The organism is Burkholderia sp. 22PA0106 (assembly GCF_047497155.1).
Classification (GTDB): Bacteria; Pseudomonadota; Gammaproteobacteria; order Burkholderiales; family Burkholderiaceae; genus Burkholderia.
This window is the reverse complement of sequence record NZ_CP163162.1, coordinates 3,331,855-3,357,958: the sequence shown is the minus strand read 5'-3', so window position 1 is coordinate 3,357,958 and position 26,104 is coordinate 3,331,855. Positions and strand designations below refer to the sequence as shown.

The following is a 26,104-nucleotide window of genomic DNA, read 5'->3' as shown; positions in this document are numbered from 1 at the left end:
CGGGCCGTGGGCCCGCCGCCGCCGGTTGTTCTGTACGACATGCATCACGTTGCGCCGCGCGTCATTCGGGCGGCGCGCCATCGAACGGGGCCGTAGAAGCCCGTCGATCACGATATTCGGCTTCGTCGCGCGGCATCGCGCCGGGAGGCCGCAGGAGACACGCATGCACACCGATCTCGAGCGCCGCGTCACGCGCAAGCTCATGTGGCGGATCATTCCGTTCGTGATGCTGCTTTACTTCGTCAGCTTCCTCGACCGCGTCAACGTGGGCTTCGCCGCGCTGACCATGAACGCCGATCTGGGCCTCACGCCCACCGCGTTCGGCTTCGGCGGCGGCCTGTTCTTCATCGGCTACTTCCTGTTCGAGGTGCCGTCGAACCTGATTCTCAGCAAGGTCGGCGCGCGCATCTGGATCGCGCGCGTGATGATCTCGTGGGGCATCGTCTCGGCTGCCGCGGCGCTCGTCACCGGGCCGGCCAGCTTCTATTCGGTGCGCTTCCTGCTCGGCGTGGCCGAGGCCGGTTTCTTCCCCGGCATCATCTATTACCTCGCGCAGTGGTTCCCGACGCGCCAGCGCGCCGTGGCCGCCGCGTGGTTCATGGCCGCCGCGCCGATCTCGACCGCGATCGGCTCGCCGATGTCCGGCGCGATCATGCAGTTGCCGTCGGTGTTCGGCTTGCGCGACTGGCAGATGCTCTACGTGATCGAGGCCGTGCCGGCCGTGATCCTCGGCTTCGTGGTGCTGCGTGCGCTGACCGACAAGCCGGCCGACGCGCGCTGGCTCGCCGACGACGAGCGCGACTGGCTGATCGCCAAGCTGAAATCGGAAGCCGAGGCGCGGCACGCGCGCGTCGGCCACACCATCGGGCCGATCGCCGCGCTGCGCGACATGCGTGTGCTGGCGCTCGCGCTGATCTATTTCGGCACCTCGGCCGGGCTGTATACGCTCGGGCTGTGGGCGCCGCTGATCATCCGGCAATACGGCTTCGACGCCTTGCAGACGGGCCTGCTCAACGCGATTCCGAGCGTGCTGGCCGTGGTGGCGATGATCCTCTGGGCGCGGCATTCCGATCGCAGCGGCGAGCGCACCTGGCACGTGGTGATTCCGTGCGCGCTGGCGTGCGTCGGCTTCGTGTTCGCGGGCGGTGCGAGCACCATCGTCGGCGTGATTGCCGCGCTGGTGATCGTCAACATCGGCATCAGCGCCGCGAAGGCGCCGCTGTGGGCCATGCCGAGCCTGTTCCTGTCCGGCTCCGGCGCGGCGGCCGGGATCGCGATGATCAACTCGATCGGCAACCTGGGCGGCTTCGTCGGGCCGTTCGCGATCGGCTGGCTCAAGGGCGTGACGGGCAGTTATGCGGCGGGTTTGTATGTGGTGGGCGCCAGCCTGGCGTTGTCGGCGGTGTTGACGGTGGTGTTGAGCCGGCAGTCGGCGGCGCGCGGTGAGGCCGGGAATGCGGTGAGCGAGGGGCGGTAGGTGTGCGTTGGGCGTGAGCCGCGCCGCATCGTCATCGCGCGTGCGGGTCGAAGTAGGCCTGCCAGGTGGCGGGGTTCGCTTCCAGCCCTTCCACCCGTTTCAGTGCTGCCTGCGCCTCGGCCTGCGTCGTGCAGCCGAGCAGGGCGACGAACAGGTTGAAGTGCGTGTTGCGGTCCGTTGCGCCTTCGGCGACGGCCTGTTCGAGATGCTCGCGCGCCTGGGCGTGCTGCTGGAGATCGCACAGAACCGCGCCGAGACAGGTCAGCACGGCCACGTCGTGCGGGTGGCGCAGGCGTTCCGCATCGAGCAGCGCAGCGGCTTCGCGCAGCGTGCCGTCGTAGGCGGCCTGGTTGGCCCAGGCTCGATCGACGAGGGCACGGGCGGTTTGGAGGCAGGCGAGGGTGGGGGCGGTCATGGGCGGGTGTAGCGGCCGGCATGGTTGGATGCCCGTACCGTGCCTCGGCAGCGCTCAAAACACAAGGGCGCCCCGGATCGACTCCGGGGCGCCCTTGTTTCGATCGTCGCAGGCCGACTGGCGAACTAGCCGGCCTTCAACCTCAAACCGCGCTGGCGGCCTTGGCCGGCTTTTGCAGCTTGCCCTTGCCGGCGATCTTGATTTCCTCGAGCTTGATCTCGACGTGGCGCGAGAACACGTACTCGGCCGGACGTTGCTTGTCGATCGGGATATCCGGTGCGAACGCGCCGTCGGTCTTGATGCCCTTGCGGCTCAGTGCGAACGCCTTCAGCGGATGCGTGATGGTGTCGACCACGGCCGTGGCTTCGAAGCCGCAGTGGACCATGCAGTCCGCGCACTTCTCGTAGTTGCCGACGCCGTAGTTGTCCCACTCCGTCGTTTCCATCAGTTCCTTGAAGGTCTTCACGTAGCCTTCGCCGACCAGATAGCACGGCTTCTGCCAGCCGAACACGGTACGCGCCGGGTTGCCCCACGGCGTGCACTTGTAGGTCTGGTTGCCGGCCAGGAAGTCGAGGAACAGCGACGACTGGCTGAACGACCAGCGCTTGCCGCCCTCGCCGCGCTTGAAGATCTCGCGGAACAGGGTCTTGGTCTTGTCGCGGTTCAGGAAGTGCTGCTGATCCGGCGCGCGCTCGTAGGCGTAGCCCGGCGACACGGTGATGCCGTCGACGCCCATCGGCTCGAGCGTGTCGAAGAACTTCGCCACGCGCTCGGGGATCGCGTCGTTGAACAGCGTGCAATTGATGTTGACGCGGAAGCCGCGACGCTTGGCTTCCTTGATCGCGGCCACGGCCTTGTCGTACGTGCCTTCCTGCGACACGGAATGATCGTGCGCTTCGCGATCGCCGTCGAGGTGGACCGACCAGACGAAATACGGGCTCGGCTCGTAGTCGTCCATCTTCTTTTCCATCAGCAGCGCGTTCGTGCACAGGTACACGAACTTCTTGCGCTTCATGATGCCCTTGACGATTTCCGGCATGTCGCGGTGCAGCAGCGGCTCGCCGCCCGCGATCGAGACGATCGGCGCGCCGGCTTCATCGACGGCGCCCAGGCATTCCTCGACGGAAAGACGCTGGTTCAGGATCGGATCCGGATAGTCGATCTTGCCGCAGCCGTTACAGGCCAGGTTGCAGCGGAACAGTGGCTCGAGCATCAGCGCGAGCGGGTAGCGTTTGTTGCCGGACAGGTGGTTGCGCATGATGTATGCGCCGACCCGGACTTGCTGGAGCAGCGGAATAGACAATTGATGTCCTCCTTAGACTTCGCGGGCGACAGCTTGCAGAAGCTTCGCCGGCAACTTGAATTCGACCTTTTCCTCGCGACCGGTCATGGTGACGACGTCGACGGGGCCCAGCGCACGCAGCGCGGCAATCACGTCCTCGACCATTTCCTCGGGCGCCGACGCACCGGCCGTGAGGCCGATGGTTTGCGCGTTCGCGAGCCATTCGGCGCGCACTTCCGAACCATCGGCCACGAGATAGCTCGGCACACCGCTTTCGGTGCCGATCTCGCGCAGACGGTTCGAGTTCGAACTGTTCGTCGCGCCGACGACGATCAGTACGTCCACCTGGCTGCTCAGCTCGCGCACGGCGGCCTGGCGGTTTTGTGTTGCATAACAGATGTCGCGCGTGTCCGGGCCGACGATATCGGTGAACCTGCGCGTCAGTGCTTCGATGATGCCGCGCGTGTCGTCGACGGACAGCGTGGTCTGCGTCACGTAGGCAACCGGCGTATCGACCGGCAGGGACAGCGTGGCAACCTCGGCTTCGCTCTGCACGAGGGTGACTTCGCCGGGAATCTGGCCGATCGTGCCTTCGACTTCCGGGTGGCCGGCATGCCCGATCAGGATCAGGCGGCGGCCGCCCGCGACATACTGGCGGCCCTGCACGTGCACTTTCGTGACGAGCGGGCAGGTGGCGTCGAGCACATCCAGCCCGCGCGCCTCGGCATCCTTCTCGACCGTTTGCGCCACGCCATGGGCGCTGAAGATCGCGACGGCGCCGTGCGGCACCTCGTCGAGTTCCTCGACGAACTTCGCCCCTTTGTTGCGCAGGTTGTCGACGACGTGGCGGTTGTGAACGATTTCGTGCCGGACGTAGACAGGCGCGCCGTGCTGGAGCAGCGCCCGATCGACGATCTCGATCGCGCGGACTACACCGGCACAGAAGCCCCGGGGTTGGGCAAGAATGACACGCATAAAGGGCGAACTCCGACGACTACGCGGGGTTTGAGACGGCCGGCAGGCCGGCCCGATCGCCCCAACTCGATGTTATGGCGACCGGTTCGCATGCACCGACCGCCAGATTAATCGCGCATTTTAACGCTATCGGCCCGGTCGTGCTTTGGATGAGCTCGAAGGTGTTGCGGCGCAACCGAATTCGCCGTCGCAACCCGGCCCGCCGAACCCGGATAAACTACGCGGTTTTGAATGCGCCCTGCGGCGGAGCTTGGCCGCGCGGGCCTCACAGGCGATCCGGATGAAAGTCCAATTCAAGGGTGTGTCCCCGTATCTGGCGCTGCTGCAGCGCGTGCGCGGGTGGTCGGAAAACGGTGCGGCGGAGGGCGGGGTATGACGCTCCAGATCGTTTTTGGCCTGTCTTGTCTGTCCCTGGTTATCTGGTGCGTGCTGTTGTTCGCGCGCGGCGGTTTCTGGCGCGCCAACCCGCCGGCGCCGCTGCCCGCCCCGGCGCGCGCGGCCGGCGAATGGCCGGCGGTGGCGGTGGTCGTGCCGGCGCGCAATGAAGTGGACGTGATCGGCGAGGCCGTCACGTCGCTGGTGCGGCAGGATTATCCGGGCGCCTTCCACGTGATCGTGGTCGACGACCACAGCACCGACGGCACCGCCGACGCCGCGCGCGCCGCCGCGCTGGCTGCCCGGCACGCCGATCGCCTCACGGTGCTCGCCGCGCGCCCGTTGCCGGCCGGGTGGTCGGGCAAGGTCTGGGCGCAGTCGCAGGGCATCGCCGCGGTCCGCACGCTCGGCTTGCCGGCCGATTACCTGCTGCTGACCGATGCCGACATCGGCCATCCGGCCGACGCCGTGGCCCAACTGGTGACGCGCGCGCAGGCCGAGGGCCGCGATCTGGTCTCGCTGATGGTGCGCCTGCGCTGCGATTCGTTCTGGGAAAAGGCGCTGATTCCGGCATTCGTGTTCTTCTTCGCCAAGCTCTACCCGTTCTCGTGGATCAACGACACGCGCCGCAAGACGGCCGGCGCGGCCGGCGGCTGCATGCTGGTGCGGCGCGCGGCGCTGGAGGAAGCGGGCGGCATCGAATCGATTCGCGGCGCGCTGATCGACGACTGCAGCCTGGCCGCGCAGATCAAGCACCGCAGCGGCCGGCATCATCCGATCCGGCTCGACCTGGCCGATCGCAGCGTGTCGCTGCGCCCGTACGACAGCTGGCGCGACATCTGGAACATGATCGCGCGCACCGCGTTCACGCAGTTGCGCTACTCGCCGCTGCTGCTGGCCGGCACGCTGCTCGGCATGTCGATCATCTATCTGCTGCCGCCCGTCGCGGCGCTCGCGTACGGCGCGCAGGCCTGGCCGGCCTGGCTCGCGTGGGCGGCGATGAGCGCGTCCTATGCGCCGATGCTGGCCTATTACCGGCGTTCGCTGCTGTGGGCGCCCGCGCTGCCGCTGGTCGCGCTGTTCTACAACGGCGCGACGTTCGCGTCGGCGTGGCGTTACTGGCGAGGCAAGGGCGGGCAGTGGAAGGCGCGCGTGCAGGCGCCGGTCGAGCGTTAAGAGCGTTAAGGCGCGGACGGCGGCAGCGCTTGCGCACGCTCGAGCGCCGCGGCCACCGTCTTCCAGGTGTTGGCGAGCGCGAGCCGGTAATACAGCACCGCCGCCCGGTGGCGCAGCCGGTGCGTGAGCGAGCGCTCACGTCTGGCTTGCCGCGCGCGGATTTCGGCCACCAGCGTGCTCGTGTCGAAGCCGAGCCAGACCGGCGGAACCGGCGTCAGCAGGTTGGGGCCGCAGACGGGCGCGACCTCCTCGAAGAAGATCGTGCGCAGGGCGTCGAACGGAAAGCGCGCGAGTCTGGCCGCTTCGGTGTCGTAGTCGATCTCGTTATCGACGAAAAATTCGGACATGACGGCCCAGACGAATTCGCGCGTGGCGGGGTCCATCGGCGTGCTCAAGTCTGACCATCCTCCGCGTCGCGCATGCTTCAATGAAAAACGGCACATCGATCTCGCGATCGTGTGCCGTTTTGCCTTTGAGGCCGTTCCGGCCTGCCGCCCTTACTGCGTCAGCAGCATGTACATCTGGATCACCGTGTCCGGCGAGAACGTGAACGGCACCCAGCCGTAGCCGGTGTGACGCGCGACCAGCAGGCGGTCGCCGTTCGACTGCTTCTGCACCGCCATCATCGGATTGCGGGTCGACACGAAGCGCCAGCCGGCGGGCAGGCCCTTGGGCTGCTCGGTCGTCATCGAGGCGCGCGCGTGGGCGAGTTCCTCGATCAACTGGCTCAATTGCGACGGCGGGAACGGCACCTGGTGCGTGCCGATCGTGAGCGTCACGGCGTCCAGCGACGGGCGGGCGACGACGAGTTTCGCGTCGGCGCCGGTTTCGACGGCCTGCGGTGCCGGTGCGCCGGCCGCTTCGGTGGCCGTTGTTTCGGCTGCCGCGACGGCCTGTTCGAGCGCGGCTTCCTTCGCCGTGGCTTCGCGCAGCGCCGTTTCGGCCGCCGCCTTGTCGGAGGCGGCCTGGGCGGCGAGCAATTCGGCGGCGGCCTTGTCGGCCGAGGCGAGGGCGGCCGTGGCCTGCGCGGCCGCGCGCTCCGCTTCGAACTGCTCGGAGGCGTCGGCCAGCGCGGCGCGTTCCGCGCGCGTTTGCGCGGCGAGCGTATCGGCGGCTTCGCGGTCGCGCGCGGCTTGCGCCGCAGCTTCCTGCGCGGCGTCGCGCTCGGCGCGGGCCTGACGATGGGCGGCTTCGGCTGCGTCGAGATCGGCGGCGGCCTGCTGCATCAGCGCATCGGCGGCTTCACGGTCGGCTGCGGCTTGCTGGGTGGCGAGGTCGGCGGCGGCGGTGTCGCCGATGGCTTGCGCGGACACGACGGCCACCGCGGCGCTCGCCGCTTGCGTGTTCTCGGCCTCACGGCGCGCGGCGTGTGCCGCATCGCGATCGGCTGCTGCCTGCGCGGAGGCCGCTTCGGCAGCCGCGCGGTCGGCCGCGGCTTGCTGCCTGAGCGCCTCGGCGGCGGCGCGATCCTCGGCCGCCTGTTTCGCGGCGGCTTGCGCGGCTTCGTGATCCTCGGCGGCCTGCCGGGCCACCGTATGCGCGGCTTCGCGCTCGGCCAGCGCTTGCGAAATCGCGGCCTTGGCGGTGGCGCATTCGCTGGCGGCCTGCTGGGTGGCCAGCTCGGCGGCATCGCGTTCGGTGATGGCCTGCTTGATGGCGAGGTCGGCCGCTTCGCGTTCCGTCTGCGCCTGCTTTATTGCGCGTTCTGCGTTGTCGCGCTCGTGCGCGGCGCGCTTTGTTGCGGCTTCCGCGGCTTCGCGTTGCGCGGTGGCCTGCGTGAGCGTGGCATCGGCCGCTTCGCGATCGATCCCGACGCGCGCGGCCAGCGCCTCGGCCGAGGTTTTATCGGTGACGGCCTGTGCGGCGGCCGCTTCGGCGGCGGCCTGCACGGCGCGCATCTGTTCATGGAGGGCTTCGGTGGCCGCGCGATCGGCGCTGGCCTGCTTGGCGGCGAGGTGGGCCGCCGCTTGCCCGGCGGAAAACTGTTCGGCGGTGGCGCGTGCGGCGCTCGCTTCCTCACCGGCGGCCTGGGCGGCAGCCCGATCGGCGGCCGCGGATTCGATCGCGGCCTTCGCGGCGCCCGCGACCGTTTGCGCGGTGTGGATGAGCTGATCGATGCCCGCACCGAGCGCTTCGATCTGGTCGTTCAGGTTCATGCGTGCCTTCTCTACGTAGGACCCGCGATTTTAACCGGTGCATCGTGCCCGGTTCGACCTCGACGTGTAACAAAGTGCTGATAGCGCGGCGATGCCTGCCCGCCGCGCGTCGCCGACGCGTCAGCGCGTCAGGTAGCCGGCCTCGCGGAACCAGCCGAGCGCGTCGGCGAGACCTTCGCGGTAGGGCCGCGCGCGATAGCCGAGTTCGCGTTCGGCCTTGGCCGACGTGAAATACATCTTGTTCTTCGACATCTTCAGCCCGTCGACGGTCACGAACGGCTCGCGCTTGGTGAACTTCGCGACCACCTCGGCGGCGTACGCGATCGGGTAGAGCGGCCCGCGCGGCAGCGCGATGGTCGGCGGCTTGCGGCCGACCATCTGGGCGATGTCGGCCAGCATCTGCTGCAGCGGCAGGTTCTCGCCGCCGAGGATGTAGCGCTCGCCGATGCGGCCTTTTTCGAGCGCGAGGAAGTGGCCGTGCGCGACGTCGTCCACATGCACGAGGTTCAGCCCCGTATCGACGAAGGCCGGGATCTTGCCGGTGGCCGCCTCGACGATGATGCGGCCGGTCGGCGTGGGCTTCACGTCGCGCGGGCCGATCGGCGTGGACGGGTTGACGATCACGGCCGGCAGCCCGTCCTCGGCGATCATCCGTTCGACGGCGCGCTCGGCCAGCACCTTGCTGCGCTTGTAGACGCCGATCGCCTGCTCGGGCGTGAGCGGCGAGGTTTCGTCGGTGGACTGGCCGGAGCTGGTCACCTTCAAGGTGGCCACGCTGCTGGTATAGACGATGCGTTCGACGCCTTCGGCCAGCGCCGCGCGCATCGTCGCGACGGCGCCTTCGAGGTTGGCACGCTCGATCTCGAGCGGATCGGGCGCCCACAGCCGGTAATCGGCGGCCACGTGCAGCAGGTAGCGCACGCCGCGCAGCGCCTGGCGCATCGAGGCCTCGTCGCGCATGTCGCCGGTGACGATTTCGGCGTCGAGCCCGGCGACGTTGGTGCGCGGGCTGGAGGCGCGCACCAGCACGCGCACCCGATAGCCCTGGGCCTGCGCGATGCGCGCCACCGACGAGCCGACGAAGCCGGACGCGCCGGTCACGAGTACGAGATCGCGTTGTGTATCAGTCATGCCATTCCTTGATGTCGCGCGGTTCGAACGCGGTGCGCGGCGGTTATGCGTGATGCGCGATTGTACGTGCTGCGCATGGCGCGGGCGTCCGGCGCGCGCCATGCGACGCGACTACAATGCGGGGCTTTGATGCAAACGGATGAGGAGCGACATGAGCGGCAAGGATCTCGACGAACGGGTGGAAACCCTCTACGTGCGCGTGCGCGGCGTGGTGCAGGGTGTCGGCTTTCGTCATGCCACCGTGCGCGAGGCCCATGCGCTGAGGCTGCGCGGCTGGGTCTCCAATCTCGAGGACGGCTCGGTCGAGGCGATGATCCAGGGCCCGGCCGCCGACATCGACCGGATGCTCGCCTGGCTGCGTCACGGGCCGCCCGCCGCGCGCGTGAGCGAGGTGGAGTTCGAGGAGCGCCAGACCGACAAGCGCTTCGAGCGGTTCCAGCAAAACTGATCGGGGCCGGCGGGAGCGATGATTCAGGAATTTCCGGAAGCACGGCGCGGCCTCGCGCTGTCGGTGGCCGCGTCGGCGCTGTTCGCGTTGATGTCGGTGTATGCGAAGCTGCTCGCGCCGCTGACGGGCCTCGACATCTTCGCGTGGCGCATCGTCTGGACCTTGCCCGGCGCGCTCGCGCTGGTGGCGTTGCGCGGCCGCTTCGGCGAACTCGCCGCGCTGCTGCGGCGCATGCTCGGCAGCCGTCGCGTCGCGCTGGCCGTGATCGGCGGTGCGGCGTTGCTCGGCATGCAGCTGTGGCTGTTTCTGTGGGCGCCGCTGCACGGACGCATGCTCGAAGTGTCGCTGGGCTATTTCCTGTTGCCGCTGACGATGGTGCTGGTGGGGCGCTTCGTCTATCGCGAATCGCTGTCGCTGCTGCAATGGTGCGCGATCGCGTTCGCGGCGCTCGGCGTGGTGCACGAGCTGTGGGTGACGGGCGCGTTCGCGTGGCCGACGCTGGTGGTGGCGATCGGTTATCCGCCGTACTTCATGCTGCGCCGGCGCATGGATGTCGAGCCGCTCACGCTGTTCGCCGTCGAAATGCTCGCGTTGCTGCCGGTGGCGGTGCTCACGCTCGTCACGATCGGCACGCCGGTCGGCGGCCATGCGATGCTGCTGTCGGTGTGGCTGCCGGGCCTCGGCGTGCTGTCGACGCTCGCGCTCGGCTGTTATCTGAAATCGAGCCGCATGCTGCCGATGGCGCTGTTCGGCATCCTCGGCTACGTGGAGCCGGTATTGATCGTCGCGGCCGCCGTGCTGCTGCTCGGCGAATCGCTGAGCGCGCAGCAACTCGGCACCTACGGCCCGATCTGGATCGCCGTCGCCCTGACGGCCTGGCACAGCTATCTGATCATGCGGCGCGTGCAGGCGCACTGACCCCGCTCGGCGGCTTGCACCTCGCCTGTGCGCGCCGCGCTCCTTCCTGCATTTTCTTTCGGATCACGTAGTGAATTCCACGCATGTCATTTCGATTGTTTCGTTCTGCGATCAAAACTCGCGAAAATCGATGACGGATCGCTGACGCTTGTCTGGCAAGGCTGACAGTCACGGATCGGAAGAATTGGTTGCATTTTGTTACTTAGGGTATGCCCGTAGCGACGTATAGACTTTCCGGACCGTCCCACTTTCGTATGCGGTCCCTTTCCGATGAACGGTCCAGTCTTCGCCCCGGCGCTCCGGCGCACGCGAGTCAGGCATACGTGTCTCGCCGCGCGCTTGTCGTCGCTCCTCGCTACGCAGTCCTTCGCTTTGCTCTCGATGCCCGGTCGGGCTTCCGCTCGCGCGCCGCTTTGTTCCGAGCGTGCGTCATGGCAGTGACCAACGTGCGCAATGCGGCCGCGCCGGCGCGCTCGGGCCGCGTGATCGAGATCGACTTCTTTCGCGGCATCGTGCTGTTGATGATCGTCGTCGACCATATCGGCGGCAGCATCGTATCGAAGTTCACGCTGCATTCGTTCGCGCTGTGCGATGCGGCCGAAGTGTTCGTGTTCCTCGGCGGTTTCGCGGCGGCGAGCGCGTTCGTCTCGATGTCGGAGCGCTATGGCGCCGATGTCGCGCGCCGGCGCTTCATGCGGCGCGCGGTGCAGATCTATCGCGCGTTCCTGGCCACCACCACGTTGATGCTGGTGGTGTCCGCCGTGCTCGATCATTACGGCATCGAATCGCCGAACCTCGCGCTCGACGATGTCAGCGTGATGCTGGCCACGCCGCTGACCGGCCTGATCGAAGTGCTGACGTTCCAGCGCCAGCCGTATCTGGCGTCGGTGCTGCCGATGTACGTGCTGTTCGCGCTGGCCGTGCCGGCCATCGTGCCGCTCGCGCGCCGCTGGCCTGTGTGGTTGTTCGCCGGCAGTTTCGCCGCGTGGCTCGCGTCAGGGTGGCTCGGCACGCAGCTGCTCGATACGCCCTCGTTCAAGTGGAGCTTCAACCCGTTCGCGTGGCAACTGATGTTCGTGCTCGGCGCGCTGGTGCGCTGCCAGCCGATCTATCGCGGCCTCGCGGCCGGGCGCTACGGCGCGGTGCTGACCGGCGTGGCGCTCGGCATCGTGCTGGTGTGCGCGTACTACAAGCTGTTCTCGGGGCTGCCGTTGCCCGAAGGCTTGATGAAGCGCGACCTGGCGTGGCCGCGCGTGCTCAGTTTCCTGGCGGTGGCGTGGTTGATGGCCGACCTCGTGCGTTCGGGCTGGGTGGGCAAGCTCGCGCGTGCGGTGCAGCCGGTGGTGGCCGTGGGGCAGCGTGGGCTGGTGTGCTATGTGGTGGGCACCGCGATCTCGCTCACGCTCGATTCGCTGATGCACCACGCGGCGATGAGCCCGCGCTTCTCGCCGTTCGGCGTGGGCCTCGCGGCCGACACGATCGCGCTCGGTTGCCTGTTGACGCTCGCGAGTTCGGGTGGCTGGTGGCAGCGCATGCGGCGTGCGCCCGCGTAGGACGCAACGCGATCGAGCAACGAGGTAAAGCGCCGGGCTTCGGCGCTTTTTTCGTTCCGGCCCGCTTCGCTCACCGCGAAGGTGAGCGAATACGGGAGGCGGATTCAGGGGTGGTGGTGGCGTCGCTATCGGCTTCGTCGGCGGTGTCCGACGGTTCGGCGGCGCGAGCCAGTTCGGCATCCGCTTCGGCCGCCGCCCGCGCGGCGCGCAGCGCGGTGCAGCGTTGCGCACGACGGATATCGGCCAGCGTGCGCACGATCCGCATCGTCCTTTTGTTCATCTCACTCTCCAGCAGGCCCGGGTGCGGGCTGCTTTCAGTGTAGGACGCCGTGGCGCGCTTCGCCGGCCGACTGTGGCGCGCGCGCCGCGCGCCGAGGGATATTACTGAGTTGCCGCGCCGTTTGCGTGCAGGGCGGCGCTCTCTTGTTCGCGCGCCTGCGCGTGGCTCTGATGCGCGCGCGAAAGCTTCGCCATCAGCGGCAGCAGCAGGCACGACACGAGCGTGCCGCCCACCGCCACCCAGCCGAGCGTCGAGAACAGGTGCACATACAGCGGCAGCGACGCCGTGGCGGGCAGGTCGTGCGACGGCATCTTCGCGAGATTCGCGACCACGCTGCCCAGATACTGCGAAATGCCGGTGGCGACGAAGTACGCGCCCATCATGAAGCCTCCCATGCGCGCCGGCACGTAGCGCGCGATCATCGCGAGGCCGAGGCCGCTGACGAGCAGCTCGCCGAGCGAGTAGAGGCCGTAGCCGCCGACCATGAACCACGACGACACGCGGCCGTCCACCGCGAAGCGCCCGCTCGCCGCGAACACGAAGAAGCCGGCCGCCACCACGGCGAAGCCGAGCATGTACTTGAGCGCCACCGGCACGTTCACGCCGCGGTTCGCCAGCGAGTTGTAGATCCACACGAGCACCGGGCTCAACAGCATGATCCAGATCGGATTGAGCGCCTGGAACTGGCCCGCTCTCCAGGTGAACAGCGTGGTGCCGAACAGCATGAAACCCGGATCGACGTTACGGAATGCGAACAAGGTCAGCGAGGTGGACATCTGCTGATAGAAGATGAAGAACAGGATCACCTGCGCGATCAGCACCAGCGCGGCGATCAGGCCCGAGCGCTCCGAGCGGTTGGCCTTCGCGATCATGTAGATGAAGATCGCCAGCACCACGAACGCGGCGGTCCAGACGGCCGCGACCGCCAGCGCCTTGTGGCCGAGCAGGAACGTGGTGATCAGCGCGAGCATCACGCCGCCGCCCGCGACGGCCGCCGCGCGGCCCCAGCGAATCGGCGCGTCGTCGGGCTGCGAGCCGACATGCCTGAGCGTGCGCTGCATCAGCGTGTAGTTGACGAGGCCCACCAGCATCCCGGCGCAGCACACCGCGAAGGCCGGATGCCAGCCCCAGCGATCCTTGATCCACGGCGTGATCAGCATCGAAACGGTCGAGCCGATATTGACCGCCATGTAGTAGATCGTGAACGCGCTGTCGAGGCGCGCGTCGTCACCTTCGTAGATGCGCCGCACGAGGTTCGCGGCATTGGCCTTGAACAGGCCGTTGCCCACCACCATCACGCCGAGCGATGCGTAGAGGAACTGAAGATTGTCGTTCGGCATCGCGAGCATCAGGTAGCCGAGGCCGAGCACGGCGGCGCCGATCAGCATCGTGCGGCGCGTGCCGAGCACGTGATCGCCGATCCAGCCGCCAACCGACGGCGCCGCGTAGATCAGCGCCACGAACGCGCCCCAGATCAGGTTCGCGTTGCTGTCGTCGAAGCCGAGCTTCTCGACCATGAACAGCACCATCAGCGCGACCATGCCGTAATAGCCGAAGCGCTCCCACATTTCGATCAGAAAGACCGTTGCGAATGATCGCGTTTTGGAAACAGGTGTCGAGACGGGCATCGTTGTCCTCGAATATCGTTTTTAGCGCCGCATCGTGGGTGACGGATGCGGCGGATTCGGAATGTCGCGGCGCCGGAAGGCGGCGCGTCGGCAAGAGGGGCGATGCTCAGGCGGGTGGGGCGGTGCTCGCGTGATGACGACAACGTTTGCATCGCGGCCGTGCGGCGCGAGGGATTGCGGCGGCGTTGGCACGCATCGCGTGCGCGGGGCTTGGAACGGCATTCATGTTGGATGAACCTCGGGGCGACCGGATAGGGGCGCGTAAAACGGAGCGGCAGGCAGCCGGTGGGCTGGTGCCGGCCATGACGATGGGCCGGACGCGAGGTGGTCGCGCTTCGGTGCGGCCGCGATTGTCATGACGCGGTTGCCGTCCGTCACTTCGGGAAATCCCGCGACCGATGCGGCGACAACCCGTTTTTCCGTGACCGCGATGGCACGCTGCGCAAACTCTTCCCTAAGGAATGCTGCGAATCGAGCACGAATTGCACGAGCGATCTGGCAAGATGACGCTTCGCAGCAGCGTTGCGCGGGGTGCGCCAAGGCGCAGGCCGTCTCGTTGACACGGTCACGAAGACGAAGATTAAGCCATATCGATCAAACTTCGTTGCTTTCCATCAAACTTTTTTTGACGATCGGATTTCGGCCTGCTATGGTTGCTTCCACTGAAAATACGCAGCCCCGAAGTGCGGCTCTGGAACTGGGCGGAAAGATTCGTGCGCTCAGGCAGCGCCTGAAGCGCACGCTTGACGATACGGCCACTGCCGCAGGTATTTCAAAGCCGTTTTTGTCCCAGGTCGAGCGTGGCCTGGCTTCGCCGTCCATCACCTCGTTGGCCGGCATTGCGCAGGCGCTCGGCGTGAACGTGCAGTATTTCGTCGAGACGCCGAGCGAGGAACGTTCGGTGTGCCGTGGCGAGCAATTGCGCTTTTTCAGCTTCGCCGACTCGACCAATCTGTTCGGACGACTGACGAACGTGTCGGCCGGCCGGCAGCTCGAAGCGATTCTCGTGCGCATGCCGCCGGGGCAGAAGCGCTCGGAAGTCACGACGCATGCAGGGGAGGAATTCCTGTACGTGATCGAGGGCGAAGTATCGTTGACGCTGGAAGGCAAGACGTTCGTCGTGCAGGCCGGCGACAGCGCGCATTACCTGTCGACCGTGCCGCATAGCTGGGTCAACACCGCGAAGCAGGAATCGGTGGTGGTCTGGGTCGGTACGCCGCGACTCTTCTAAAAACCGGGTCATCTGCCGTTCCTCCGAACGGGGTGCCCCTTCGGAGATAATCAGGATAACGACATGATCGTCACGTCGCACAGCCCCCCGCGCTTCTCCTAGCCACATCAAAAACACGCAGCGCCCACCGTTCGCTGAGCCGTCGGCTTTTCCGCTTTTCATCGTCACGCCTATCGCGCCGTTTCCAAAGCCGCGAGGGCAGCGCTCGCGCGCCTGCCGTGTTTGACGTTTGCGGCCAGTGGCAAGCGTGCGCCTTGACGATGCGCTCGCGCGGCGGCGCAGGCCAAACCTGAGAGACACCATAACGATGAATCGAACCGCCACTCCGCGGCGTACGCGCCGTGCGTCGCGCCTCGCCTGGATGCTTCCCGTGCTGGCCGGGATCGCCGCCGCACCTGCGCATGCCGACGACGCGCCTGCCGCATCCGCCGCGCCTTCACTGGCGCAAGCCACCACGCCGAACGCCGTGATCGATGCCGAAGCGAACCAGGCGCCGTCGCCCGTGCCGAGCATCGACGCCTCCGCGCAATCGAAATCGCGTGGTTTCGTGCAGGACAGCCACCTCGAACTGATGTTCCGCAACTACGCCGACGCGCTCGACGCGAAGGGTGGCCCGCATCGTCATGCGTGGATTCAGGCGGTGATGGCGAATTTCGAATCGGGCTACACCGGCGGGCTGATCGGCTTCGGCGTGGATGCTTCGGTGTACGCAGCATTGAAGCTCGACGGCGGCGCGGGCGGCGGCAACATGGTGCACGTCGCGAAGGGCGGTGGCGGATCGAATCAGCTCGGCTGGGCCTACCCCGGCGTGTACGACGTGAAGGCGCGAATTTCGAACACGGTGATCAAGTACGGTCTGCAGATCGTCGACAACCCGTTCATGGAGCCGCACGACAATCGTGCGCTGCCGCCGACCTTTCTCGGCGCAACCATCGTCAGCAACGAATTCCGCAACGTGATGCTCGAAGCGGGCAGCTTCACGAAGACCGATGCACGCGGCCGTTCGACCTTGGTCGATCTGACCTCGCAATACGGCGGCACACGAATCGACCGGCTCACGTATGCGGGCGGCACCTGGGATTACTCGCCCACCGGCTCCGTCGCGCTCTACGCGAACCAGGCCGAGAACGTGTGGAACCAGTATTACGCGTCGGTGCGGCAGAGCTACGGCGCGCCGAGCGGCGTGAAGTGGACGGGCTTCGGCAACGTCTATTCGACACACGATACGGGCGACGCGCGGCAAGGCAAGATCGACAACAACGCGTACAGCCTGTCGCTCGCCGCGCAGCATGGCCCGCATGAATTGCTGCTCGGTTTCCAGCAAGTGCTCGGCGATCAATACTTCGATTACCTGAACGAAACCAACGGCATCTTCCTGGTCGATTCGATGGACGTGGACTACAACGCGCCGCACGAAAAATCGCTGCAGTTGCGCTACACGTTCTACGGCAAGGATGCCGGGCTGCCCGGCTTCAAGGCGATGGTGTGGGGGTTGACGGGCTGGGGCGCGGACGGTTCGGCGGGCGCCGCGAACGATCCGACGCACGCCGGCATCTACTGGAAGGACGGCCTGCCGGTGCAGGGCCGCCACCACGAGTTCGGTTTCATCCCTTCGTACACGATCCAGAGCGGCCGCCTCAAGGATACGAAGATCACCTTCATCGCGATGTGGCACGTCGGATCGGCGCACTATTCGGACAGCACCAATCAGGAATACCGATTGGTTGTGAACCTGCCCGTGTCGGTGTTCTGAGCGACGGCGGCCGGGGTCAGGCCGTTTTCGGCGCGGGCGCGATGCCGGCCGGTTCGATGCCGGCAATGCCGGCCAGCGCGTGGCCCGTGTCGCGCCACGCGTCGAGGCCGCCGCGCAGCGTGAGGGCGTCGGTGAAGCCGGCGTCCGACAGGCGCTTGGCCATCAACGCGGCCGACACCTCGTTCGGGCACGAGCAATACACCACGAACTTCTGCCCGAGCGGATAGCGAAGCGAGAATTCGCGCACGTTGCGCTCGTCGGCGAACACCGCGCCCGGAATCGAGAACGGATCGAGGCGGCGATGTTCGGGCGAGCGCACGTCCACCACCACCGGCAGCGCCGACGGGTCGGCGAGCATCATCCGTTCGAGTTCGGCCACGTCGATGCGCGCATTGGCGAGCGTACGCAGCAGCGCGCGGCGACGCGACCAGCGCACGCTCGCATACAGCAGGAGCAGCAGGCCGATCAGCACCAGCGCCGCCTGGCCGAACTGGCTCGCACCGGTAAACAGCCAGTCGATCTGCTCGGCGAACAGCAACCCGACCAGCAGGCCGACCGCGGCCCACAACAACGCGCCGAGCGCGTCGTAGCCGACGAACGTGCGGTAAGGCGTGCCGAGCGCGCCGGCCATCGGCACCGAAACCAGTGAGAGGCCCGGCACGAAGCGCGCGATCGCCAGCACGCGCACGCCCCAGCGACCGAAGAACTGCTCGGTTTTTTTCACGCAACTGTCGCGTGACAGCGACAGCCGGCAGAGCGTCTTGAGCGTGCGGCCGCCGAAGCGGCGCCCGGCCAGATACCAGGCGGAATCGCCGAGCACCGCGGCGGCCACGGCGAGCAGCAGCACCGGCAGCAATTGCATGCCGATCATGTCGGGGTGCAGGGTGGCCATCGCGCCGAACAGGATGAGCGTCGGCATCGCGGGCACGGGCAGGCCGAGCGCGGCTGCCAGCACATTGACGAACACGATGAGCGGTCCGTAGCGGACGACGAGATCATGCAGCATGGCGAACGTGGCGCGAAAAAGAGGCGATGAGTGGAAGCAACGCAGATGGGCCGATTATCGGCCTTTTTCAAGTCAACTGAGCGTAGGTCGGGCGACCGGATGAAGCGGTGAGCAAAGCGAGCGGCGCTTGCTCACCGTAACGACAGGGAATCAGGAGGGCGTGCGGGCGAAGGTGGCGGCAATGTGCGATTCGCCGGGCAGCTCCGCGCCATGAGAACGGATCGCGGCGATCAGCTCGGCCGGCGTGATTTCGTAGCGCACTTCGCGATGGATGCCGGGCTTGCGCTCGTCGACCTCGATCAGCAACACGCTTTTACCGTCGTCGGTGGCTTCGAGCCGCAGCGAGCGCAGCTCGCGGCCATCGGCCGAATCCAGTTCGCTCAGGAGGGCCATCGCCCCGGAAGCACCGGTCGTGCGCATCGAACAAGTCCTCGTATCGTGTCAATGGAAGATGTTGTCTTGCGAACTGCTCCAGCGCAGTGTAACGCGAACCGGTCAGTTGCAACGACAATTTCGAGATTCGAGACGCCGCAAAACGGACGGCAGGTCTGACATATCGCGTTCATCGAACTGACCATTGGGACGGCCCGGAACGGCCGGCCGAGGTGGCGCGGCGACGCGGAAAATCGATGCCGATCCGGGCGGCCGGCGGCGCGGTTTTTTTGATTCGGCGAAGAGGGGATGCGGCGGCCTGGGCAGCGAACGGGCTGCGCGGCGTGGCGCCACGCAGCCATGCACCAAGGTGTTGCGCGCGCCGCCATGCCGGCCGGCGCGCCGCGCGATCCGTCAGACCAGGCCGGTTGCGTAGTAGAAGGCGATCACGAAGAACACGGCGAGCGTCTTGATCACGGTGACCGCGAAGATGTCGCGATACGACTCGCGGTGCGTGAGGCCGGTCACGGCCAGCAGCGTGATCACCGCGCCGTTGTGCGGCAACGTATCCATGCCGCCGCTGGCCATCGCCACCACGCGGTGCAGGACTTCCATCGGAATGTGCGCGGCTTCCGCGCCCTTGATGAAGGTATCCGACATGGCGGCGAGCGCGATGCTCATGCCGCCCGAGGCGGAGCCGGTGATGCCGGCCAGCGAGCTGACCGACACGGCCGCGTTGACGAGCGGATTCGGGATGCTCTTGAGCGCGTCGCTCACCACCAGGAAGCCCGGCAGCGCGGCGATCACGCCACCGAAACCGTATTCCGACGCGGTGTTCATGGCGGCCAGCAACGCACCGCCGACGGCCGTCTTGGTGCCGGTCGCGAAACGCGCGCTCACGCGCGGGAACGCCGTGATCACCACCAGCAGGATGCCCAGCAGCAGCGCGGCCTCGACCGACCAGATCGCTACCACCGTCTTGATCGGCGTGGTGACCGGCGCGTGCAGGCCCGGCAGCACTTCGGGCGGCACCGTATAGCTCGCGCCGCTGTACCACTGCGGGATCCACTTGGTCAGCAGGAAGTTCGCGACGCCCACCAGCACCAGCGGCGCGACAGCGAGTATCGGGTTCGGCAGCGAGCTGGTTTCGACGCGCTCCGGCTCGTTGACGAGCGACGTGCCGTAGCCCTCGCCCTTGGCCATCGCGGCGCGACGACGCCATTCGAGGTAGGTCAGGCCCACGATGATGATGAACACCGAGCCGATCGTGCCGAGCACGGGCGCGGCCCATGCGGTGGTCTTGAAGAACGTGGACGGGATGATGTTCTGGATCTGCGGCGTGCCCGGCAGCGAATCCATCGTGAACGAGAACGCGCCGAGGGCGATCGCACCCGGCATCAGCCGCTTCGGAATGTTGCTCTGGCGATAGAGTTCGGCCGCGAACGGATAGACGGCGAACACCACCACGAACAGCGACACGCCGCCGTAAGTCAGCAACGCGCAGACCGCGACGATCACCGCATTGGCGCGCGAGCGCCCGATATAGCGGATCGCGGCGGCGACGATCGACTCCGAGAAGCCGGACAGCTCGATCACCTTGCCGAACACGGCGCCGAGCAGGAACACGGGGAAGTACAGTTTGACGAAGCCGACCATCTTCTCCATGAAGATGCCCGAGAAGACGGGGGCGACGGCAGCGGGATCGGTGAGCAGCACGGCGCCCAGTGCGGCGATCGGCGCGAACAGGATCACGCTGTAGCCGCGGTAGGCGGCGAACATCAGGAACGCCAGCGCAGCAAGGACGATGATGAATGACAAGTGAGTCTCCTATTTATTGATTCTTTCGATGTGGCCGGTGTGTGCCCGTCCACACGTGCTGCCGGGGCGTGTGCTGCCCGATTTGCAGAACGACGCTGTAACGCAGGTTCCATGCCAGAGTGCTTGCTGCCTCGGCTCTCGGCCGATACGTGCCGATTTGTTCGGAATTTTCCAGCGTGCGGTGCGATTGTCGCGATCGATTCTACCGAAGCTGTCCCGATTCCAGGACAAAGCCAGTTGCGTGGTGCCGGAAAACGACATCGAACGTCGTCCGGGCGAGGCCGAGCCGGTTTTAGGCGTGTGTCTACACAATGAGATAATCCGTCCCGATTCGGAGACGGCACGCATGCTCCGACGATAAACGGAGACGACGACACCATGATGAACGACTGGTCGAACCTGCCGGCAGGCTACGGCGATGTGCTGGCGCGGGCCGCCGAATCGCTGTTCCGCACCTTCGAGCATTCGAGCGCCGGTACGCTGATCGTCGACCGCGATGCGCGCGTGGTCTGGATCAATTCCCGTTATGCGGCGCGCTTCGGCTTCGCCGATCCGCAGCAGGCAATCGGGCTCGATTGCGAGGCGGTGATCCCGCATAGCCTGATGCGGGAAGTGGTGGCGACCGGGCGGCCCACCCTGCTCGACATCATGGAAACCGGCCGCGAGCCGCTCGTCGTCACGCGTCTGCCGCTGCTCGACGAAGCCGGCGAGACGGTGGGTGCGATCGGCTTCGCCCTGTTCGACGAACTGAAGACACTCACGCCACTGTTCGCGCGCTATATGCAGGTGCAGCAGGAGTTGCTTGCCGCGCAGCGTTCGCTGGCGCAGGCGCGCCGGCCGAAATACACGTTCGCGAGTTTCGTCGGCACCAGCGCGGCGAGCCTGGAAACCAAGCGGCAAGCGCGCCGTGCCGCGCTCGTGGATGCGCCGGTGCTGCTGCTCGGCGAAACCGGCACCGGCAAGGAACTGCTCGCGCATGCGATCCACGCGGCGTCCGCGCGCGCCTCGAAGCCGCTCGTGACCGTCAACGTGGCGGCGATTCCCGATGCCCTGCTCGAAACCGAATTCTTCGGCGCGGCGCCGGGCGCCTACACCGGCGCGGACCGCAAGGGCCGTATCGGCAAGTTCGAGCTGGCCGATGGCGGCACGCTGCTGCTCGACGAGATCGGCGACATGCCGTTGCCGCTGCAGGGCAAGCTGCTGCGCGTGCTGCAGGACAAGGAGTTCGAGCCGGTGGGCTCCAACCGGATCGTGCGCGCCGACGTGCGGATCATCGCGGCGACCTCGGCCGATCTGCCGGCGCTGGTCGCAACCGGCCGCTTCCGTGCCGATCTCTATTACCGGCTCAACGTGCTGACGTTGAACCTGCCGCCGCTGCGCGAACGCGCCTCGGATATCGAGGCGCTCGTTTACGCGACGCTGGAAGAACTGGCCGCGCAGCACGGGCACGCCGCGCACTGCACCCTGACCGCCGACGCCTTGCGCCTGCTCGCCGCGCAAACCTGGCCCGGCAACGTGCGCGAGCTGCGCAACACGCTCGAACGCGCGTTGATGTTGTCGGACAGCGCGCTGATCGACGCCGAGGTGCTGGCGCCGTTCGTGGGCGCGGGCACGGCGGCGGGCGCGATGGGCTCGCGTGCGACGGATATCGTGCGGGAGGCGATGCCGGCTGAAGCCGAGCCCGATGTCGCCCCCGAAACCGTTGCGCCGGCAACCGTCGCCTACGCCGAAGCGTTTGCCGAATGGGAACGACGCTTCCTCAACGAAGCGCTGGCGGCGAGCGGCGGCCGCGTTGTCGAAGCCGCCGCCCGCATCGGCATCGGGCGCGCCACCTTTTACAAGAAGATCGCCGCGCTCGGTATCGAGGCCTGAAACCGCCGCATCGGCCGATGCGGCCCGATCGCGTTTATTTTTCAAGTTCCGCAATCGTGCCGCCGAGTGCGTTTCGGCGTAACGATTGCGAAACCGGGTGACGGCTGAATATACCGGGCGGTATATCGAATGTTTAAGAATATTCAGCATGTTTCAACAAGATAAAACTGATGTATGACCTTGAATATGGCTTCGGTATGCGAAGTTGGCGATACGGCGCGATCGCACGGCTTGCGTTTAACGGCTCAATGCTGCCCGTCGCCGTGAACTTGTCAGGTCTTGCCAGGCAGCCGGTAAGCCGTGGTTCGCGCAGCAATCGCCGCGCCGGGTTGGTGTTGCCGCCGGTGCTTTCGTGCGGTGCAAAGCCGTTCCCTATCCTGTTTCGAAACGAGGATGCCGCACCCGGCTCGCGTATAGGGGCGACGGGTTTGTCCGTTGAACCGTTTGCCTCAAAAATGACGTGTTTTCTGGTCGGCCGAATCGACTGCCACGCCATATGGCATGGCATACTCGCGTCGTCTCGAAAGCACACAGACCGGAACCCTCCATGACACATCGATTGGCGATGGTGCCCTCGGCACGCAAGCCGACCGCACGACTTTTCCTGGCGTTTGCCCTGTTCGCCAGCCTCGCAGGCTGCGGCGGCGGTGCACCGTTATTTACTTCCGATGGGCGCGCCACGACGCAGGTTTCCTGCCCCGCCGGCGGCCCGTGGGATACCTGTTTCGAGAATGCGCGCGGCATTTGCGGCGGCGATGTCGATACGATCCAGCAATCCGTCGATAACGGCAGCCGCACGCTGCTGTTCGCATGTAAAGCCAAAAGCACCAATTGAGCGGTGGCGTCTCGTCGGTCAGCCGGGACGCAATACGAAAAAATATCAACCCCGCGTAATTTGATTTCTATACTGTCCAAATAACCAAACACGGAGTGCGATCCGATATGGCGACTTATAGGCAACTGACCGTGCAGCTCGAGAAGCTGCAGCAGAAAATCGACAAGGAACGCGAAAAGGCCACCACCGACGCGATTGCCGATATCAAGGCGAAAATCGCGGAATACGACATCACGCCTGAAGAGCTTGGTTTCCGCGACGCTGCCACTGCCGCCAAACCGAAGAAGCCGCTCCCTGCCAAATACCTGAACGTGAAGACGGGCGACACCTGGAGCGGGCGGGGGCGCGCGCCGGCCTGGCTCGGCAAGAATCGGAACCGCTTCCTGATCAAGGAGTGATTCCCGAAAAACCTCACCTTTGGCGCTTTCTCCAACGGTGCGAATCGGCCGCAGGTCGTTCGCGCCGTTTTGTTTTTGCGGTTTCACGCTCGTGTGAAACAATTCGGAAATTGTGTTTCCCGAAATCAATCCAACGCAATGATGCGTAAATTGCCGGTTAAATACCAATAATGACCGGTGATTTCGGCTATTTTGCGCATCGGCATCGCGCATTGGCACGTTGAACCGGGTTCGCCGCCACGCGCCGCTCGGCGCCGTGCGGCACGCACCTGGAAGGCACTCCCGAATCTCCTCACCCTCGATCCCGAACGTTCTCACCTTGCCTCCCGCATTGGCTCACCTTTGCATGACGGATGCCGGCCTGCCGCCTGCCATCGCGTCGTGCGATCGAGAGACATCGTGATGTGGATCTGCGCGCCGCGGTAGTCGGCCGTTCGGCATATAGGCAGCCCCGGGGCCTTCGCCTATGCTACGGCTCACCGTCGCGTCTCACGCGGCAACCCGAGAAGGAGGCACCGTGACCGTTCGCAATCTCGATGCGTTGTTCCAGCCGAAGTCAGTCGCCGTGGTGGGCGCGTCGCGCCGCGAAGGCAGTATTGGTGCGATCGTCTGGCGCCGCGTGCTCGATGGCGACTTCGGCGGGCCGGTGTGGCCCGTCAATCCCAAGTACGACGAACTGAGCGACTTGCGCGTGTATGCGCGTGTCTCGCAGTTGCCGGCGCCGCCGTCGATGGCGGTGGTCTGCACGCCGCCCGCCACCTGGCCAGGCATCGTCAAGCAGCTCGGCGCGCTGGGCGCGCGGGGGGCGATTCTGGTCGGCGAAGCTCGCACGGCGGGCGAGCGCGCTTCGGTCGAGCGTGCGCTCGAAGCGGCGAAGCCGTACTTGTTGCGCATCGTCGGCCCCGGCAGCCTCGGCATCGTCACGCCGCGCCTGAACGCGCATTTCGGTGCACCGGCCTATCGCGCCACGGCGGGTGGCGTGGCCTGGGTATCGCAGTCGAACGCGCTCACCAATGCCGCGCTCGGCTGGGCGCATGCGCGCGGGCTCGGTTTCTCGCACGCGGTCGCGCTGGGCGACGAGGCCGATGTCGATGCGGGCGACGTGCTCGATTACCTCGCGAGCGATCCGTCCACCAAAGCGATCCTGCTCGAACTCGACAGCGTGAAATCGGCGCGCAAGTTCATGTCGGCCGCCCGCGCGGCCGCGCGCAACAAGCCGGTGCTGGCTTTGCGCACAGGCCGCGCCGATCCCGGCGATGCGCTCTATACGGCGGCGTTCCAGCGTGCCGGCATGGTGCGCGTGGAGGCGCTCGACGATCTGCTCGACGAGATCGAAACGCTCGGCATCGGCCGCATCGCCACCAGCAACGCGGCCACCGTGATCACGAGCGATGCGGGCGTGGCGAAGCTCGCCGTGGATGCACTCGGCGCAGCGGGCGACCTGACGCTCGCGCCCTGGTCGCCCGCCGCCACGGCCGCATTGGCGGCCGTGATGCCGATGCCGCGGGGGATCGAGGCCGGCAACCCGCTGCTGCTCGGCGACGATGCGCGGCCCGAAGCGTTCGGCGCGGCGGTACGTGCGCTCGGCGCGCAAGGTCATGCCGGCACGCTATTCGTTGTACATGCAACTTCTCACAGCGCGCCCGTGGATGCCGTGGCACGCGAGCTGATCGAGGCGCAGCGCACGGCTCCGCGCGGTATCGTCGCGTGCTTTTTCGGCGGTGTCGATGCGGCCGTGCGCGATGCGCTGCACACGAACGGCATTCCCGTGCACACCACGCCGCAACGGTTGGCGCGTGCTTATGCACGCCTCGTCGATTACCGTCTCGGCCGCGAACTGCTGATGCAGACGCCGGAGGGCTTGCCGCCCGAAACCCCGGCCTCGGTCGCACAGGCGCAGGAAGAAGCGCGCGCTGCCGCCGCGCGTGGCCCCGTCGAGTCGAGCGGCGAGGAGGCGGCGAACTGGCTCGCGCACTTCGGCTTGCGGGCCGCGCGCGACGGTGCGCCCGATGCCGATTCGCTGATCGTCACGGTGGGTGTCGAGATGATGGACGATCAGAACTTCGGCCCGGTGTTCCGCTATTCGGTGCCGTCGGCCGATGGCGCTTCCTCACCGTTCGTCGTGTATGCCTTGCCGCCGTTCAACACCGTGCTGGCGCGCGCGGTGGTGCGTCGTTCGCCGTACGCGCAGCGGGCCGCGCCGGAGCCGTTGCTCGAAGCGCTGATGGCGCTGTCGCAGGCGGTGTGCGAGGTGCGGGAGTTGGTCGGGCTGTCGCTGGCGTTGCGCGTGTTGACGCAACGCGTCGAGATTGGCGACGTGCATTTGCGGTTCGCCACCGGGCGCGGGCGGCTGGCGATCATGCCGTATCCGCGCCGGCTGGAGCAGCGCGTCGATTGGCGCGGCACCACGATGACGGTGAGGCCGATTCGCCCCGAGGACGAGGCTGCGCACACGGCGTTGCTCGGCGCGATGACGCCCGACGATCTGCGCATGCGCTTCTTCGGTTCGATCCGCAGCTTCGATCACTCGCAGGTCGCGCGCATGACGCAGATCGACTACGACCGCGAGATGGCGCTGATCGCCACGGCCGAGGTAGTGGGAGGGCAGCGGCAGACGCTCGGCGTGGTGCGCGCCGTGGCCGATCCCGACAACGAAACCGCCGAATTCGCGATCGCGATTCGTCCCGATCAGAAGGGCAATGGCCTGGGCCGTTTGCTGATGGCGCAGATCATCGATTACGCGCGTTCGCGCGGCACCCGGTGGTTGATCGGCGAGGCCTTGCGCGAGAACGGCGCGATGATCGGCCTTGCACGGGCAGCGGGATTCACGGTGTCGTCGGGCGAAGAGCCGAGTGTGGTTGCATTCCGCATGAAGCTGCAGGCGTGAGCGCGTTGCCGGAGATGCAACGAAGGTGAGGAGATTCGGGAGGGTGAAGGTGAGGCTTTGCAGGAGGAGGCGCCGGGGCGATACAGCGACGCACAATGCGGTCGCTGCTGCGGCATAG

Annotated in this window: 21 protein-coding genes and 2 pseudogenes; 12 read left to right on the top strand and 11 right to left on the bottom strand. The window is 66.7% G+C overall.

What is annotated here, in order from left to right; genetic code table 11:
• The first annotated feature begins 163 nt into the window (after window positions 1–163).
• On the top strand, window positions 164–1,477 hold the full coding sequence (locus tag AB4850_RS14645; RefSeq protein WP_414440528.1) for an MFS transporter: 1,314 nt from the start codon (window positions 164–166) through the stop codon (window positions 1,475–1,477).
• Between the two features lie 31 nt (window positions 1,478–1,508).
• Here the strand turns inward: AB4850_RS14645 and AB4850_RS14640 are convergent, their stop codons facing one another.
• The 3 genes from AB4850_RS14640 to ispH all read right to left on the bottom strand — a co-directional run bounded on the left by AB4850_RS14640 (window position 1,509) and on the right by ispH (window position 4,149).
• Window positions 1,509–1,892 (bottom strand): hypothetical protein, encoded by a 384-nt coding sequence (locus tag AB4850_RS14640; protein ID WP_414440527.1) that lies wholly within the window; start codon window positions 1,890–1,892, stop codon window positions 1,509–1,511.
• Between the two features lie 142 nt (window positions 1,893–2,034).
• On the bottom strand, window positions 2,035–3,195 hold the full coding sequence (gene hpnH, locus AB4850_RS14635; RefSeq protein ID WP_414440526.1) for an adenosyl-hopene transferase HpnH: 1,161 nt from the start codon (window positions 3,193–3,195) through the stop codon (window positions 2,035–2,037).
• Window positions 3,196–3,207: 12 nt separating this feature from the next.
• A complete protein-coding gene (gene ispH / locus AB4850_RS14630; RefSeq protein WP_414440525.1) occupies window positions 3,208–4,149 on the bottom strand; it encodes a 4-hydroxy-3-methylbut-2-enyl diphosphate reductase in 942 nt (313 codons plus the stop codon).
• 372 nt (window positions 4,150–4,521) lie between these two features.
• Between ispH and AB4850_RS14625 the strand changes: the two genes are divergently transcribed.
• Window positions 4,522–5,700 carry a glycosyltransferase gene (locus AB4850_RS14625; RefSeq protein ID WP_414440524.1) on the top strand — a complete coding sequence of 393 codons (1,179 nt, stop codon included), beginning with the start codon at window positions 4,522–4,524 and terminating at the stop codon, window positions 5,698–5,700.
• A 5-nt stretch (window positions 5,701–5,705) separates the two neighbouring features.
• Here AB4850_RS14625 and AB4850_RS14620 read toward each other — a convergent pair whose 3' ends face one another.
• From AB4850_RS14620 to hpnA, 3 genes are all read right to left on the bottom strand, one after another.
• Window positions 5,706–6,095, bottom strand: coding sequence for a hypothetical protein (locus AB4850_RS14620; RefSeq protein WP_414440523.1), 390 nt, complete (start codon window positions 6,093–6,095; stop codon window positions 5,706–5,708).
• 102 nt (window positions 6,096–6,197) lie between these two features.
• On the bottom strand, window positions 6,198–7,856 hold the full coding sequence (locus tag AB4850_RS14615; protein ID WP_414440522.1) for a hypothetical protein: 1,659 nt from the start codon (window positions 7,854–7,856) through the stop codon (window positions 6,198–6,200).
• A gap of 120 nt (window positions 7,857–7,976) precedes the next feature.
• Window positions 7,977–8,987, bottom strand: coding sequence for a hopanoid-associated sugar epimerase (hpnA, locus tag AB4850_RS14610; RefSeq protein WP_414440521.1), 1,011 nt, complete (start codon window positions 8,985–8,987; stop codon window positions 7,977–7,979).
• 151 nt (window positions 8,988–9,138) lie between these two features.
• Here hpnA and AB4850_RS14605 point away from each other — a divergent pair, with 151 nt between their 5' ends.
• The 3 genes from AB4850_RS14605 to AB4850_RS14595 all read left to right on the top strand — a co-directional run bounded on the left by AB4850_RS14605 (window position 9,139) and on the right by AB4850_RS14595 (window position 11,906).
• The gene (locus tag AB4850_RS14605; protein WP_414440520.1) at window positions 9,139–9,435 is read left to right on the top strand and encodes an acylphosphatase; all 297 of its coding nucleotides are present in this window, start codon (window positions 9,139–9,141) and stop codon (window positions 9,433–9,435) included.
• An 18-nt stretch (window positions 9,436–9,453) separates the two neighbouring features.
• Entirely contained in the window at window positions 9,454–10,353 is a 900-nt protein-coding gene (gene rarD, locus AB4850_RS14600) for an EamA family transporter RarD (RefSeq protein ID WP_414440519.1), read from the top strand.
• A gap of 431 nt (window positions 10,354–10,784) precedes the next feature.
• Window positions 10,785–11,906, top strand: a complete 1,122-nt coding sequence (locus AB4850_RS14595; RefSeq protein ID WP_414440518.1) for an OpgC domain-containing protein — start codon at window positions 10,785–10,787, stop codon at window positions 11,904–11,906.
• A gap of 70 nt (window positions 11,907–11,976) precedes the next feature.
• Here the strand turns inward: AB4850_RS14595 and AB4850_RS14590 are convergent, their stop codons facing one another.
• Both AB4850_RS14590 and AB4850_RS14585 read right to left on the bottom strand, forming a co-directional pair.
• A complete protein-coding gene (locus AB4850_RS14590) occupies window positions 11,977–12,186 on the bottom strand; it encodes a hypothetical protein (protein ID WP_414440517.1) in 210 nt (69 codons plus the stop codon).
• A gap of 101 nt (window positions 12,187–12,287) precedes the next feature.
• A complete protein-coding gene (locus tag AB4850_RS14585) occupies window positions 12,288–13,814 on the bottom strand; it encodes a peptide MFS transporter (RefSeq protein ID WP_414440516.1) in 1,527 nt (508 codons plus the stop codon).
• A gap of 649 nt (window positions 13,815–14,463) precedes the next feature.
• Here AB4850_RS14585 and AB4850_RS14580 point away from each other — a divergent pair.
• Window positions 14,464–15,045: a cupin domain-containing protein gene (locus tag AB4850_RS14580; RefSeq protein ID WP_414442034.1), complete on the top strand. Its 582-nt coding sequence runs from the start codon at window positions 14,464–14,466 to the stop codon at window positions 15,043–15,045.
• A gap of 307 nt (window positions 15,046–15,352) precedes the next feature.
• Window positions 15,353–16,798, top strand: a complete 1,446-nt coding sequence (locus AB4850_RS14575) for an OprD family porin (protein ID WP_414440515.1) — start codon at window positions 15,353–15,355, stop codon at window positions 16,796–16,798.
• A gap of 16 nt (window positions 16,799–16,814) precedes the next feature.
• On the opposite strand, the gene AB4850_RS14570 is transcribed toward AB4850_RS14575, so the two are convergent.
• The 3 genes from AB4850_RS14570 to AB4850_RS14560 all read right to left on the bottom strand — a co-directional run bounded on the left by AB4850_RS14570 (window position 16,815) and on the right by AB4850_RS14560 (window position 19,994).
• Window positions 16,815–17,804, bottom strand: coding sequence for a DedA family protein/thiosulfate sulfurtransferase GlpE (locus tag AB4850_RS14570; RefSeq protein ID WP_414440514.1), 990 nt, complete (start codon window positions 17,802–17,804; stop codon window positions 16,815–16,817).
• A 150-nt stretch (window positions 17,805–17,954) separates the two neighbouring features.
• Window positions 17,955–18,224 (bottom strand): hypothetical protein, encoded by a 270-nt coding sequence (locus tag AB4850_RS14565; protein WP_414440513.1) that lies wholly within the window; start codon window positions 18,222–18,224, stop codon window positions 17,955–17,957.
• 366 nt (window positions 18,225–18,590) lie between these two features.
• Window positions 18,591–19,994: a GntP family permease gene (locus AB4850_RS14560; protein ID WP_414440512.1), complete on the bottom strand. Its 1,404-nt coding sequence runs from the start codon at window positions 19,992–19,994 to the stop codon at window positions 18,591–18,593.
• A gap of 378 nt (window positions 19,995–20,372) precedes the next feature.
• Here AB4850_RS14560 and AB4850_RS14555 point away from each other — a divergent pair.
• The 5 genes and pseudogenes from AB4850_RS14555 to AB4850_RS14535 form a co-directional block, all read left to right on the top strand.
• Window positions 20,373–21,627 (top strand): annotated as a pseudogene (locus AB4850_RS14555) (sigma-54 interaction domain-containing protein); the annotation flags it as partial.
• Between the two features lie 86 nt (window positions 21,628–21,713).
• Window positions 21,714–21,866: pseudogene (locus AB4850_RS14550) on the top strand (helix-turn-helix domain-containing protein); the annotation flags it as partial.
• A gap of 547 nt (window positions 21,867–22,413) precedes the next feature.
• Entirely contained in the window at window positions 22,414–22,701 is a 288-nt protein-coding gene (locus AB4850_RS14545; RefSeq protein ID WP_414440511.1) for a hypothetical protein, read from the top strand.
• 107 nt (window positions 22,702–22,808) lie between these two features.
• Window positions 22,809–23,099 (top strand): H-NS family nucleoid-associated regulatory protein, encoded by a 291-nt coding sequence (locus AB4850_RS14540; protein WP_414442033.1) that lies wholly within the window; start codon window positions 22,809–22,811, stop codon window positions 23,097–23,099.
• 517 nt (window positions 23,100–23,616) lie between these two features.
• Window positions 23,617–25,986 carry a GNAT family N-acetyltransferase gene (locus tag AB4850_RS14535; RefSeq protein WP_414440510.1) on the top strand — a complete coding sequence of 790 codons (2,370 nt, stop codon included), beginning with the start codon at window positions 23,617–23,619 and terminating at the stop codon, window positions 25,984–25,986.
• Window positions 25,987–26,104 lie beyond the last annotated feature (118 nt).